This window comes from Mesorhizobium sp. B2-4-12 (genome assembly GCF_006441575.1).
In the GTDB taxonomy this organism is placed as follows: domain Bacteria; phylum Pseudomonadota; class Alphaproteobacteria; order Rhizobiales; family Rhizobiaceae; genus Mesorhizobium.
Genome location: NZ_VFVC01000037.1, coordinates 23,036 through 35,500, shown reverse-complemented (window position 1 = coordinate 35,500; position 12,465 = coordinate 23,036). Strand labels below are relative to the sequence as shown.

At 61.7% G+C, this 12,465-nt stretch carries 12 protein-coding genes and 2 pseudogenes; 9 read left to right on the top strand and 5 right to left on the bottom strand.

Annotated features, from left to right (window positions below):
* Position 1 precedes the first annotated feature (1 nt).
* Positions 2 to 1,066: a YeiH family protein gene (locus tag FJ934_RS20645; protein ID WP_140611829.1), complete on the bottom strand. Its 1,065-nt coding sequence runs from the start codon at positions 1,064 to 1,066 to the stop codon at positions 2 to 4.
* A 300-nt stretch (positions 1,067 to 1,366) separates the two neighbouring features.
* On the opposite strand from FJ934_RS20645, the pseudogene FJ934_RS20640 reads away from it, so the two are divergent.
* A pseudogene (locus tag FJ934_RS20640) lies at positions 1,367 to 2,205 on the top strand (IS1595 family transposase).
* Positions 2,206 to 2,704: 499 nt separating this feature from the next.
* On the opposite strand, the gene FJ934_RS20635 reads toward FJ934_RS20640, so the two are convergent.
* From FJ934_RS20635 to FJ934_RS20620, 4 genes and pseudogenes are all read right to left on the bottom strand, one after another.
* Complete coding sequence (locus FJ934_RS20635) at positions 2,705 to 3,472, bottom strand: hypothetical protein (protein WP_140611827.1); 768 nt, start codon at positions 3,470 to 3,472, stop codon at positions 2,705 to 2,707.
* Positions 3,473 to 3,522: 50 nt separating this feature from the next.
* Positions 3,523 to 4,530, bottom strand: a complete 1,008-nt coding sequence (locus FJ934_RS20630; protein ID WP_140611825.1) for a tetratricopeptide repeat protein — start codon at positions 4,528 to 4,530, stop codon at positions 3,523 to 3,525.
* Between the two features lie 283 nt (positions 4,531 to 4,813).
* Positions 4,814 to 5,190: pseudogene (locus FJ934_RS20625) on the bottom strand (ester cyclase).
* A gap of 80 nt (positions 5,191 to 5,270) precedes the next feature.
* Entirely contained in the window at positions 5,271 to 6,164 is an 894-nt protein-coding gene (locus FJ934_RS20620; RefSeq protein WP_140611823.1) for a LysR family transcriptional regulator, read from the bottom strand.
* Between the two features lie 154 nt (positions 6,165 to 6,318).
* On the opposite strand from FJ934_RS20620, the gene FJ934_RS20615 reads away from it, so the two are divergent.
* The 8 genes from FJ934_RS20615 (at position 6,319) to FJ934_RS20575 (ending at position 12,431) form a co-directional block, all read left to right on the top strand.
* Positions 6,319 to 6,714, top strand: coding sequence for a cupin domain-containing protein (locus FJ934_RS20615; protein WP_140611820.1), 396 nt, complete (start codon positions 6,319 to 6,321; stop codon positions 6,712 to 6,714).
* Complete coding sequence (locus tag FJ934_RS20610; protein WP_226890662.1) at positions 6,711 to 7,109, top strand: carboxymuconolactone decarboxylase family protein; 399 nt, start codon at positions 6,711 to 6,713, stop codon at positions 7,107 to 7,109. Before FJ934_RS20615 ends, FJ934_RS20610 begins: the two co-directional genes overlap by 4 nt.
* 2 nt (positions 7,110 to 7,111) lie before the next feature.
* A complete protein-coding gene (locus FJ934_RS20605; protein WP_140611818.1) occupies positions 7,112 to 8,101 on the top strand; it encodes an aldo/keto reductase in 990 nt (329 codons plus the stop codon).
* A gap of 267 nt (positions 8,102 to 8,368) precedes the next feature.
* Positions 8,369 to 8,833 carry a GNAT family N-acetyltransferase gene (locus FJ934_RS20600; protein WP_140611816.1) on the top strand — a complete coding sequence of 155 codons (465 nt, stop codon included), beginning with the start codon at positions 8,369 to 8,371 and terminating at the stop codon, positions 8,831 to 8,833.
* 169 nt (positions 8,834 to 9,002) lie between these two features.
* The gene (locus tag FJ934_RS20595) at positions 9,003 to 10,436 is read left to right on the top strand and encodes an aldehyde dehydrogenase family protein (protein ID WP_140611813.1); all 1,434 of its coding nucleotides are present in this window, start codon (positions 9,003 to 9,005) and stop codon (positions 10,434 to 10,436) included.
* Positions 10,437 to 10,855: 419 nt separating this feature from the next.
* Positions 10,856 to 11,266, top strand: a complete 411-nt coding sequence (locus FJ934_RS20585) for an MbcA/ParS/Xre antitoxin family protein (protein WP_140611808.1) — start codon at positions 10,856 to 10,858, stop codon at positions 11,264 to 11,266.
* Positions 11,260 to 11,958: an RES family NAD+ phosphorylase gene (locus FJ934_RS20580; RefSeq protein WP_140611806.1), complete on the top strand. Its 699-nt coding sequence runs from the start codon at positions 11,260 to 11,262 to the stop codon at positions 11,956 to 11,958. The genes FJ934_RS20585 and FJ934_RS20580 overlap by 7 nt, the downstream gene beginning before the upstream one ends.
* On the top strand, positions 11,955 to 12,431 hold the full coding sequence (locus FJ934_RS20575; RefSeq protein WP_140611804.1) for a DUF6314 family protein: 477 nt from the start codon (positions 11,955 to 11,957) through the stop codon (positions 12,429 to 12,431). The genes FJ934_RS20580 and FJ934_RS20575 overlap by 4 nt, the downstream gene beginning before the upstream one ends.
* Positions 12,432 to 12,465: the final 34 nt, after the last annotated feature.

Here is a 12,465-nt window from a genome sequence, read left to right as displayed (position 1 = left end):
CTCAGACCAGCTTCACCAGCATCAGGCTGAAGCAGCCGATGAACAGGAAGGCCGAGAAGGCCAGCGCCAGCGGGCGCAGGCCGCGCGAGCGCAGTTGCGAAATGTCGGCCTGCAGGCCCATGGCGGCAAGACCCATGGCGAGCATGATGGTGGTGGCGAGCACCATTGCCTGCTTCAGCTCGACGGGTATGGCGACAAGGCTGTTCAGCGCCACGACGGCGACAAAGGCGGCGACGAACCATGGCATGGGCGGCCGCGCTGCCGACTGGTCGCCGCTGCTCCTTCGGCGCGCCATCAGGCCGAGCGCGACGACCATCGGCGCCAGCATGGCGACGCGTGTCAGCTTGGCGACGGTGGCGATCTCGCCGGACTGGGTGCCGTTCTGGAAGCCGGCGCCGATGACCTGCGCCACCTCGTGGATCGAGGCGCCGGCCCACAGGCCGAAAGCGTGCTGGTCGAGGCCAAGCAGCGGCGCCAGCAGCGGGAAGCCGAGCATGGCGACGGTGCCGAACAGCGTGATCGAAGCGACGGCATAGGTGACGTCCTCGTCGCGCGCATCGGTGACGATGTTGGTGGCCACGATCGCCGAGGCGCCGCAGATCGAGGTGCCGGCGGCAATCAGCTGCGCCAGCTTGGCGTCGACGCCGATCAGCCGGCCAAGCGTGATGGTGAAGAGGAAGGTCGCGCCAAGGGTCAGCGCGACGATGCCGACGCCGCTAGCGCCGATCGAGACGACCTGGCCGAGCGTCAGCTGGAAGCCGAGCAGCACGATGGCGAAGCGAAGCAGGCGCTTTTGCGAGAAGGCGATGCCGGCCTTGGCATGCGCCGGCGTGCCGAGCACGTTGGAATAGACCATGCCGGCGACGACGGCCAGGATCATCGGGCTGAACAGGGCAAAGCCGGAGACATTGCGCGCCGAGAAGGCGACGGCGGTGATCATCGCCACCAGCACGATGCCGGGGATGATGCAGTTCCACAGCGAATCGAGGCGCTTGCGCCCGGCCGCCAGATCGGCGGAAATCGTGCTTTTCGGAATATCGTTCGCGATGCGGGTCAGGGAAGACAATGCAATTCTCCAGGCGAGTGTGCCGGAGAAATGTCATTTCACGATCAATCTTTCCAACGAATTATTTTCGTTATAATGATCGATTTTTACGAACGATTGCGTAAACCCTTCTGACGCCAGCGCAGCCCTCATTGCCTTGCCGGGTGTTCGTCGTTCGAAAAGCAATCGGCTTTTTCGTCCGCTGCGCGGACCACTTCTCAACTCCCCGTATAGGGACGAAAGGGCAGTTTCGACTCGGCGCTTGTTCTTTAGCGTAGGCGATTGGCGAAATGATCGGCGACAGCGCCCCTCTGCCCGTCTCTGACCGCCGAAATCTACCACGACGCCGACAAGGCCCGCGAGCATTTGGAGGCCATTCATTGGCCGCATGGTCCGTTCTGCCCTCATTGCGGCAATGCCAATCCGGAGCGCATCACCAAGCTTGCGGGCAAGTCCACTCGTCCCGGCGTCTACAAGTGCAACGAATGCCGCCTGCCGTTCTCTGTCACCGTTGGCACTGTGTTTGAGCGCTCCAAGATCGGCCTGCACAAGTGGGTGCTGGCCTCGCATCTATATGCCTCATCCAAGAAAGGCATGTCCGCGCACCAACTGCACCGAATGCTTGGCGTCACCTACAAAACCGCTTGGTTCATAGCGCACCGCATTCGCGAAGCCATGAAGGAAGACGTTAAGTCATCTGGCCCGCTTGGCGGCGAAGGCAAAACCGTCGAAGCCGACGAAACCTACATCGGCAAGCGCGAGACGCCCCGCGTTTCAGAGCAGCGCAAGGGCCGCCCATTCACCAAGAAAGGCAAGGGCGGCGGTGCACACGAACGCATTGTTGTCGGTCTGGTCGAGCGCGGCGGCAAAGCCCGCATGTTCCACCTTAACGACGCCACCAAGGCGACCGTGCGTGACGTGCTGGTCCGCAACGTTGACCGCAACTCGACGCTCTACACCGACTCCTCGCGCCTCTGGTCGGCATCTATCAGCATTGCGGCGAAGCCCACTTGCACAGCTACCTTGCCGAGTTCGATTTTCGCTATAACCGCCGCACGGCGCTTAAAGTGTCAGATGCAGAACGTGCCGAAGATTTGCTTCGCATGGCCCGTGACAAGCGCCTTACCCATCGGCGGATTGGTGAAGCCGATCTCGCTTAAGCAAAAGGCGAAACGACTCTTGCGTCTGCAAAAAAAGAAGTAATATCCCGTCATTTTCAACAGGAGGGAATATGATGGCAGACAATAGGCTTACAATCGAACAGTCGATGGAGGAATCGAAGGTACAGGCCCTTCGTGAGATTGTCGCTGAGTTGCGCGCAATGAAGTTGGAGGTTCAGCAGCTTCGCGTACAGGTGACGAACGTGGCCGCAAATCAGGCGAGGAAGCTATAAAGTCCAGAAACAATTCGGCGCGGGAAACGGAAATCATCGGATCTTCCCCAATGAGTGCAAACCGCGCCGACATTTCCGGAGCGGCAAGATAGTCGCGCCTATTTCTTTGGCTTTTCGTCACCACTATCCGTATCCTTTTTCTCCAGCTTGGGCTCATGCGGCTTCGGCGGCGTCTTCAATAGGCGGCGCAAAATCTCGTCGCCCTTTCCTGGTCTTTGTCTTTTGGGGTTTCAGACATGGCAAAAGCGGACTTCTATGGACCCTTGCTAAAGGTTGAACGGGCCGACTATCACATCGGCCAACTCGAAATCATTTTCCGGCACTACGTCGGTAATAACGTGAAGCGTTTGCGGCCCGAGCGCAATCACAGAAGGCTGAAGGCGGGGCAATCCCCACGGCAAACCACGTTTCCCAAAAACACTCCCACAGTCCTTGGTGATGCGCTCCATAATCTGCGAGTTGCCCTTGATCACGCGTACCACATCGTCGCCGACGCCAACTCCGCCAACTTCAGCGAACACCGACGCTTCCCATTCGGCAAGGATAGGAAGTCTCTTGAAGGTTCCATCAACGGACAAAAAGAGAAGGGATTGACGCCAAGCGACGAGGTCATCGCGGTCATCTTGGATGAGATACAGCCTTACGAAGGAGGGAAGTTCGGACTGTACGGACTCCACAGGCTCGACATCACCGACAAACATATCGTCCTTATTCCCACCGTCTCTCGCATGGCTATAGAACGGCTTGAATTTGTCGATAGCTCCGGCGCGAAAACAGGGGGAGGCATCTACAATCTTAGCCTCACAGTTGAGCATTCCCAGAAGGCCGAATTTATTTCCTTCCAAGGCGGAACAGGGGCGGTACTTCAAGGCGATCCAAAGGCGGCCTTCAAGATAGTTTTCGACAAAGGACAGCCCTTTGAGGGTGAGAGCATCCTTGATACCGTCCGGTCGCTCAGGTCGGCGACGGTTGAAGCCGTCAATCTCCTCAAGAACGCTATCTGAATTTGGTGCCGGCCAGTCGGCGTAAATCATAGGAAAATTTTCCGGTACGTCAAGCATATAACTAGGAAAATTGTCCTTCGCTATCTTATTTCTGACATTACACTTATCAGGGCTTGGATGCGGCGGTCGCGTTTAATCCAGTCAGGAGTAAGTCGTTCCCATTTCTCCACTTGGTCGTGATTTTGTTTTACCTCCAGCAGAGCGGAAAGCGCGCCCTTCCAATCCCCTTTCGCTGCGAGAATCTTCGAAAGATATTCTAATTTTTCGACCCTTACAGAATTGGCGAAAGGACCTCCCTTACTATCACTAAGGGCTATAGAAACGCGCATCTGTGCTTCAGCTTCTTCTAGACGGCCCAGCTCAAATAGGCATTCGGCAAGGTCAGCCACGTGAAGACTATGCCCGCCAAAGTCCGGGAAGCCAGGTGCAGTTCCAATCGCGATTGCTTCGCGATAAAAGGAAACCGCTTGGTCCAATCGTCTGGCGCGCCTCAGCGCTCCCGCCAATCGCCACGCGCTGTTCGAAAGATAGAGATCGTCGCGTGACTCTTGCTTTCGGTCGTAGCCATAAATTGTCTCCGCCTGGATTACTGCTTGATCTGTCATTCCAAATTTCAGGAGCCAATTTAGCAGGCTCATATAAGCTGATCGAACTTGATCAATCTTCGACCCTGGTTGACGGACTTTCATCGGATGGTCGGCGACCACTCGCTCAATCTCTTTTTGGCGGTCAAAGCAAATACCTATTGCTTTATCGCTATCACCAAGAAGAAATCTTTCCTGGGCCATCCCAAGATTCATGGAGACGCTGCCTTCGGACAAAGGCCCTTCCAATACATCATAAATCTCGCGGGCTTGCTGAAATAGCCCTTCAGCTTCCTCATGATTCCCGAGTTTCGCCTCTATACCGGCAAGGGCGCGTGTGATTGTTGCCGTCTCGGGAGAGACTTGACCGTATGCCACAATCGACAGTGCAAGCGCTTCGTTCGCGCGGGGCTTCCAAAAAGCTTCGCCTCCTCCGTCCATGAGGGATTGCCCCATACCGGACGTCAAGGTCCGAACTCTCTCTTGTGCTTCGTCGCGATCCATATTTGACCTTCGCCTGGGTTAGTATGGGGGGCGAACATTCGCTGGACGTTAACTTCTAACGCGGCCTCCGATCCAGCCAGCATCTTGAATTACAAAATCACCTTCCCAGGAATCACCTCCGATTCAATGTTTCAATCAATGCCTGAACCGCTCTATACGGGGAGAGGATGCCGGCAGGCAGGTGAGGGGCGGTGCAAACGTCTCCAGAATAGCAATTCAACACGCGAAGCGACTGCCCCTGACCGCCGGTATGATTCATGGGCCTTTGCGTAGCGCCGCGATATCAAAGCTGCGCTTCGATGGCCGCCTTGTCGATGACCGACCAGACGTTTCTGATGCGGTCGTTCAGGAATTCATAGAAGACGTTCTCGCTGAAGGAGACCTTCTTGCCGTTGATGGGCAAGCCGAAGAAGGTTCCCTTCGGGGTGCAGTTGAACTGGAGGCGGCTGGCTATGAATGGCGGCTCGGAGATCATGAGCTGGACGTCGAAATAGAGGTCCGGAATGTCCCGGAAATCCCGCTCCAGCATCTCGCGATATCCGACAGCCCGACCCGGTCGCCGTTATAGTGCACCTCGTCGTGCACGAAGCGGTGCAGCCTTGGCCAGTCCTGGTTGTTGAGGCAGTCGATATAGCCTCGATAGAGGTCGGTCTCGGTCACGTCGATGGCTCCGGGGTTCGTCTCATCATACTCCGCCAGGAAGATAGAACGACCGCGGGTGCAGTCCAGATGGGCTGCGGCTAGCCCCTGTACCGCAGCGCGTCGACAAGCAGCGAGAAGGCCGGCGTCGCCTGGCGGCGGCTGGGGTAGTAGAGGTGGTAGCCGGGGAAGGGCGGGCACCAGTCGGCCAGCACCCGCACCAGCCGGCCGTCGGCCAGGTGCGCCGTCACCTCGTCGTCGGGCAGGTAGGCAAGGCCGAAACCGGCCAGCGCGGCATTCATGCGCAGCCCGGCCGTGTTGAAGATCAGCTGGCCCTCGACGCGCACCTTCAGCTCGCGTCCGGCCTTTTCGAACTCCCAGGCATAGAGTCCGCCATAGGTCGGTAGCCGCAGATTGATGCAATTGTGGGCGGTCAGGTGCTGCGGCGCGCGCGGCTTCGGCCGCTTGGCGAAATAGGCCGGCGATCCGACCACCGCCATGCGCATGTCGGGGCTTATGCGCACCGCGATCATGTCGTGCGCCACCTGTTCGCCCAGCCGCACGCCGGCGTCATAGCGCTTGGCGACGATGTCGGTCAGGCCGTAGTCGACGATGATCTCCACCTTGATGTCGGGATAGTCGGGCAGGAATTTTGCCAGTGCCGGCCACAGGATCGTGTCGGCGGAATGCTCGCCAGCGGTGATGCGGATGGTGCCGGCCGGCTTTTCCCGCAACGCGCTCAGGGCGGCGAGCTCCATCTCGATCTCGTCGAGCCTTGGGCCGATGGTGCGGGCCAGGCGTTCGCCGGCTTCGGTGGGCGAGACGCTGCGCGTGGTGCGGGTGAGAAGCCGCACGCCCAGCCGCTCCTCCAGCGCGCGCACCGTGTGGCTGAGCGCGGATTGCGAAACGCCGAGCTTGGCCGCCGCCCTGGTGAAGCTCCTTTCCCGCGCGACGGCGAGGAAAGCGGTCAGCTCGTTCATGTTATCGCGCGGCATTCATGAATCCTCCTCATAAGTACATGCCGTATATAGCAGCTAATCCGGGCCAATCGCACGCGCTAGATTAAGACCATCGCAACGGGCGGCCCGAAGCCGGCGGCCCGCGGACCCGGCGGCAATGTCCCGACCGGCATCGAGAAGGAATGAAATCATGGAAATCAAGCGAAGCGGCTCGCAAGCCTCGGCGAAAGGCCCGGCGGAGTATTTCACCGGATCGGTGCGCATCGATGCGCCCTTCCAGGGCAGCGATCCCGCCCGCGTCGGCGGCGCCACGGTCACCTTCGAGCCCGGCGCGCGCACCGCCTGGCATACGCATCCGCTCGGCCAGACGCTGATCGTCCTGTCCGGCGCCGGCCTGGTGCAGCGCGAAGGTGGGCCGATCGAGCAGATCCGCCCCGGCGACATCGTCTGGTTCGCGCCCGGCGAGAAGCACTGGCATGGCGCGGCGCCGGCCACGGCGATGAGCCACATCGCCATTGCCGAGGCGCTCGACGGCAAGGCCGTCGACTGGATGGAGCATGTCACCGACACGCAGTACGGGGCTTGACAGAAGCCATCGGCACCACGCCCGAACCCGACGATCCAACGAAGGAGACCATCATGACCTATGCACAGGCGGCTCCCAAAGGGCCGTTCTCCGACATCGCTCCGGCGCTCGGCAGATACACCGACGAAGTGCTGTTCGGCGATGTCTGGAAGCGCCCCGGCCTTTCGCCGCGCGACCGCAGCCTCGTCACAATTGCCTGCCTGATCTCGGGCTACCGGATCAACGAGATGCCGTTCCACATGAAGCGGGCGCTCGAGAACGGCCTGACCCGGGACGAGCTCATCGAAACCATCACCCATCTCGCCTTCTATGCCGGCTGGCCGCCGGCAAGCACCGCGATCGGCATAGCCCGCAAGGTTCTTGAGCAAGCCGAGGCCGAGAAAAAAGGACAGTGACAATGCAAAAACGCACACTTGGAAAGGGCGGCCTGGAAGTTTCGGCCATCGGGCTCGGCTGCATGGGCATGAGCCAGTCATACGGGCAGCCGATGGCGACGCCGGACGCCGTCCGTCTGATCCGCTCCGCGTTCGAGCGCGGCGTCACCTTTTTCGACACCGCGGAGGTCTATGGGCCGTTCAAGAACGAGGAGGTCGTCGGTGAGGCGCTTCAGCCAATCCGCGACCAGGTGGTGATCGCCACCAAATTCGGCATCGACATCGCCGCCACGGCCGGACACGAGGGCATGGACAGCCGGCCGCAGCATATTCGCGACGTCGTCGAGGCTTCGCTCAAGCGGCTGAGGACCGACCGCATCGATCTTCTCTATCAGCACCGTGTCGATCCGGTCGTGCCGATCGAAGAGGTGGCGGGCACGGTGAAGGACCTGATCGGCCAAGGCAAGGTGAAGCATTTCGGCCTCTCCGAGGCGGGCGTACGCACCATCCGTCGCGCCCATGCGGTGCAGCCGGTCGCCGCGCTTCAAAGCGAGTACTCGCTGTGGTGGCGCGAACCCGAGGAGGCGATCCTGCCTGTCCTCGAAGAACTGGGCATCGGCTTCGTGCCCTTCAGCCCCCTGGGCAAGGGGTTCCTGACCGGCGCCATCGACGCCAATACGAGGTTCGACAGCAGCGATTTCCGCAACACCGTCCCGCGGTTCGCGGAGGAGGCCAGGAAGGCAAATCAGGCACTGGTCGATGCTATCGCCGCGATCGCGGCGGAGAAGAAGGTGACCCCGGCACAGGTCGCGCTTGCCTGGTTGCTGGCGCAGAAACCGTGGATCGTTCCGATCCCCGGGACGACCAAGCTCAGTCGCCTCGAGGAGAACATCGGATCATCCGCTGTCGCGCTGACGGCGGGCGATCTCGCCAATATCGAAAGCGCGGTCTCGGCGATTGCCGTGCAGGGAGAGCGCTATTCCCCGCAACAGCAGGCGAGAATCGATCGCTGAAGCGCAACGCGGGTTACCCGCGGACTATCTCTTTCGCCCGGACGGCGGCATTCGCCATGAGCCGGTATTGACGTCCCGCGCTTCCTGCTCCAGCTTGGCGCCATGATTGCTTTCGCGTCCGCCAGCACCCGACGCCGCTCCCGCACAATGCGGAGCGGGGTGCTGACCATGCGACGACGAACACCGGCAGAATAAAGTCCGGTTCGTTCGTTTCCAGCCCCGCCACCTGAACAGGTCGGCGGGGTTTTTGATGTCTGGAGTGTTGAGATGACAAACAAGTCCATCCGGTTTCGGCCGGCCGAACCCGCTGACGCCGCCGCCATCCGCGACATCGTGCGGGCCGCCTATGCCAAATGGGTGCCGGTGATCGGCCGCGAGCCGCTGCCGATGCGCGCCGATTACGTCGAGGCTGTCCGCGAGCATCCGTTCGACCTCGCGGTGGAGGAGGATCGCATTGTCGGCATGATCGAAACCATGCTGGCCGACGACCACCTCTGGATCGAGAATGTCTGCGTTTGGCCGCAGGCACAGGGCAGGGGCATTGGCGGGCTGTTGCTGCAGCGGGCCGAGCAGAAGGCGCTCGAAGCGGACCGCCCCGAGCTTCGCCTGCTGACCAATGGCGCCTTCGAAGCCAATGTGTCGCTTTACAAGAGGCATGGCTATGCGATCGACCGCGAGGAGCCGTTCATGAACGGAACGACGGTCTATATGAGCAAGAGGCTGGCAGGCTGAAGCGGGCGGCCGTTCGTCCCGATTGCCTGGCTCAATGACTCTGGTTCAATGACTGGGCTCGCTGGCTCAACCAGTTCGGGGATTGCGTTTGACAGCGCCGTTTGCGCATCGTTATTGCAAGCCCCATATCACGGCCGGAACGGCCATGCGGCGCACCCAGGAGAAAACCATGTCACACAATCTGCAATTCTATATCGATGGCGCATGGGTCGATCCGGTAGTGCCCAGAACACTCGATGTCGTCGATCCGTCGAACGAGGACGTCTTCGCGCAGATATCGCTCGGCTCCAAAGCCGATGTCGACAAGGCGGTGGCCGCCGCCAGGCGTGCCTTCAACACGTACGGCTTCACCTCGGTGGAGGAGCGGCTGGATATCCTCAACCGCGTCATCGCGGTCTACAAGAAGCGCAGCAAGGACCTGGCGCTCGCCGTGTCGCGCGAGATGGGCGCGCCCCGCCAGATGGCGCTCGACAGCCAGGTCGGCGTCGGCCAGGCGCATCTGGAAAAGATGGCGGAGGTGCTGAAGAGCTTCCAGTTCCGCCACGTAAAGGGGTCGTCGCTCATCGTCAAGGAGCCGATCGGCGTCGTCGGCCTGATCACGCCGTGGAACTGGCCGCTGAACCAGATCACCTGCAAGGTCGGCCCGGCACTTGCCGCCGGCTGCACCATGGTGCTGAAGCCCTCGGAAATCGCGCCGCTCGACGCCATCATCTTCGCCGAGATCCTCGACGAAGCCGGCGTGCCGAAGGGCGTGTTCAACCTCGTCAATGGCGACGGCCCGGGCGTCGGCCAGGCGCTGTCCAGCCACCCCGACGTCGACATGATGTCGTTCACCGGTTCGACGCGGGCCGGCATCCTGGTGGCCAAGGCCGCCGCCGACACCGTCAAGCGCGTGCATCAGGAGCTTGGCGGCAAGTCGGCCAACATCCTGTTCCCCGATGTCGACCTCGCCAAGGCTGTCACCAAGGGCGTCGCCGGCTGCTTCGGCAATAGCGGCCAGTCCTGCAATGCGCCCACTCGCATGTTCGTGCCGCGCGACCGTCATGACGAGGCCACCGGCTATGCCAAGGCCGCCGCGGAGAAGTTCACCGTCGGTCCGGCCGACGGCGCCGACACCAAGCTCGGCCCGGTCGTCAGCCAGGTCCAGTTCGACAAGATCCAGGAGTTGATCCAGGCCGGCATCGACGAAGGCGCGACGCTGGTTGCGGGCGGCGTCGGCCGCCCGGCCGAACTCAACCGCGGCTACTTCGTCAGGCCGACCGTGTTCGCCGACGTCACCCACGACATGCGTATCGCGCGCGAGGAGATCTTCGGGCCGGTGCTGGCGATCCTGCCCTATGACACGGTGGAACAGGCGGTCGAGCAGGCCAACGACACCGTCTACGGGCTTGCCTCCTACATCCAGGCCAAGGACATCCAGAAGGCGCGCGACGTGGCCGCGCGTATGCGATCGGGCAATGTCTACATCAACTACCCGACCTGGGACGCCGGCCTGCCCTTCGGCGGCTACAAGCAGTCCGGCAACGGCCGCGAATACGCCGAATACGGCCTCGAGGATTTCCTCGAGATCAAGGGCATCGCGGGCTATGAGGCGGCTGAGTAGGCATCGAGTGCTCGTGCGGCGCTCGACTTGCCGCAAGTAGCCAATCGCCCGAGGCGGCGCTGCCCCTCATCGCCGTGCCGGCGTTCGTTGCTCGAAAAGCCAAGCAGTTGGCTTTTCGTCCGCTGCGCGGACCACGCCTCACCTCCCCGTATAGTGACGGGGAGAAGGGGCTTGCCGCGACGCTGGCGCCTCTTCCTGCAACGCTGGCGATTGGCGAAATCATCCGGCCTAGCGCCCTTCTCCCCGTTGCTATACGGGGAGAAGATGCCGGCAGGCAGATGAGGGGCGGCGCCAACCTTGGGTGATTGACGGCTTCCAAAATTGCCATCATTTCCGAAGAGTTGCTCCCGATGCTTTGGGGACCACTCCTTGCCAATTGGCAGATGTATGCTATATATCTGCCAATCGGGAGCAGGAAAATGCAACTTCAGTCCATCGTCACCACACCGGCCACGGTCGGCAGCGCCATTTCGGATGAAGAGGCGGGCGCCTTGGCGCGCACCACGGTCAACCTGTTCAAGGCGTGGAACTTGACCGACCTCGAAGCTTGTATCCTGCTTGGCGGCATGTCGGCGCGGACCTGGGCGCGGTGGAAGGAGGGCGGCATCGGCAGGATCGACCGCGACCTGCGCACCCGCATGGCGCATCTGATGGGCATCCACAAGGGCCTGCGCTATCTCTTCACCGAGCCTGCGCGCGGCTATGCCTGGATCCGCAAGCCAAACGCCACTTTCGGCGGGCAGTCGGCGCTCGACCTGATGCTGCGCGGCGAAATCTCCGATCTTGCCGCGATGCGCGAATGGCTCGACGCGGAGCGTGGTGCATGGTGAGTGGGCTCGCGGTCCGGCGCCGCGTCCACTGGCCCCAGACTTTTCGGATCATCCGCTCCATCCATCCGCCGATCGACCTCTTCGAGGACATTGCCGACCCGCGCGACTGGGAGGCGCTGGCCGCGGTCGAGGAGAAGACCAATCCGCGCATAAGGCTCGAGATCGGCGATCTCGGCAAGGTGGCGGCGGCAAGGCGGGTTTCCGGGCCCGGCGCCAGCTTCGTCATGGCGCCCTTCGTGCATTGTTCCACCCTGCGGCCCGGACGGTTTTCCGATGGCAGCTATGGCATCTACTATGCCGGCGACAGCGAGGATGTGGCGCTGGCCGAGACCATCCACCACCATCAGAACTTCATGCGCGCCACCAATGAGGATCCGGGCTGGACGGCTGACTTTCGCGTGCTCGTCGGCAGCGTCGACCGCGACCTCGATGACGTCAACGCGGTGCCCGGCGTGCTCGACTCCGACGACTACACCGTCTCGCAGGCGGAAGGGCGGGCGCTGCGGGCAGCGGGCAGCGACGGGCTGGTGTGGAACAGCGTGCGCATGCCGGACGGGCAATGCATCGGCATCTTCTGGCCCGACGTCATCACCGTGCCGGTGCAGGGCCGGCACTATAGCTACCATTGGGACGGCGGGCACGTGGATTTCGTGCGCCAGCACGATACCGGCAAAGTGCTGGCGGTGACATGATGGGCTACGGCGCCGCACAAGCATGGTTGCCGATCCCGGCTGATCCGATCGAGCGGGGAGACAGTCTGGTCGGCGACTGGAAAGTCAGCCGCACAATGATCGATTACCTGACCGGCGCGACCTACCGGTTCACCGGCGAGGTCATCGTGACGCAAGACGCCTTCATCGAGCACGGCACCATGCGGGTGGGCTCGCAGGAAATGCCTGCAAGCCGACGCTACCGGCTCGAGCCGGGCGAGGGGGTGACGCGCATCCTGCACGCCGATGGCCGCGACTTCATTGAACTGGAGGCGAAAGCGGCGCAAACCGTCCGGCATCTGTGTGGCGCCGACCTTTATGTCGGGCGCTTCTTCTTTCGCGGCGCGGGTCAATGGGCCGAGGCGTGGCGCGTCAAAGGTGCGCACAAGAACTATGCGAGTCTTGGGCGCTTTCGGCGCATCCACGATGCGGTTCGGGCATCATACAGTTCGTGAGGCCGGCGCGTGCGAAAGTCGCGAAGCCGTCCTC

What these genes read in the sequence shown, in the direction of transcription:
- FJ934_RS20635 (WP_140611827.1), bottom strand. Translation starts at nt 3,472, where the DNA reads ATGATTTACGCCGACTGGCCGGCACCAAATTCAGATAGCGTTCTTGAG.
- FJ934_RS20630 (WP_140611825.1), bottom strand. Translation starts at nt 4,530, where the DNA reads ATGGATCGCGACGAAGCACAAGAGAGAGTTCGGACCTTGACGTCCGGT.
- FJ934_RS20620 (WP_140611823.1), bottom strand. Translation starts at nt 6,164, where the DNA reads ATGCCGCGCGATAACATGAACGAGCTGACCGCTTTCCTCGCCGTCGCG.
- FJ934_RS20615 (WP_140611820.1), top strand. Translation starts at nt 6,319, where the DNA reads ATGGAAATCAAGCGAAGCGGCTCGCAAGCCTCGGCGAAAGGCCCGGCG.
- FJ934_RS20605 (WP_140611818.1), top strand. Translation starts at nt 7,112, where the DNA reads ATGCAAAAACGCACACTTGGAAAGGGCGGCCTGGAAGTTTCGGCCATC.
- FJ934_RS20600 (WP_140611816.1), top strand. Translation starts at nt 8,369, where the DNA reads ATGACAAACAAGTCCATCCGGTTTCGGCCGGCCGAACCCGCTGACGCC.
- FJ934_RS20595 (WP_140611813.1), top strand. Translation starts at nt 9,003, where the DNA reads ATGTCACACAATCTGCAATTCTATATCGATGGCGCATGGGTCGATCCG.
- FJ934_RS20585 (WP_140611808.1), top strand. Translation starts at nt 10,856, where the DNA reads ATGCAACTTCAGTCCATCGTCACCACACCGGCCACGGTCGGCAGCGCC.
- FJ934_RS20580 (WP_140611806.1), top strand. Translation starts at nt 11,260, where the DNA reads ATGGTGAGTGGGCTCGCGGTCCGGCGCCGCGTCCACTGGCCCCAGACT.
- FJ934_RS20575 (WP_140611804.1), top strand. Translation starts at nt 11,955, where the DNA reads ATGATGGGCTACGGCGCCGCACAAGCATGGTTGCCGATCCCGGCTGAT.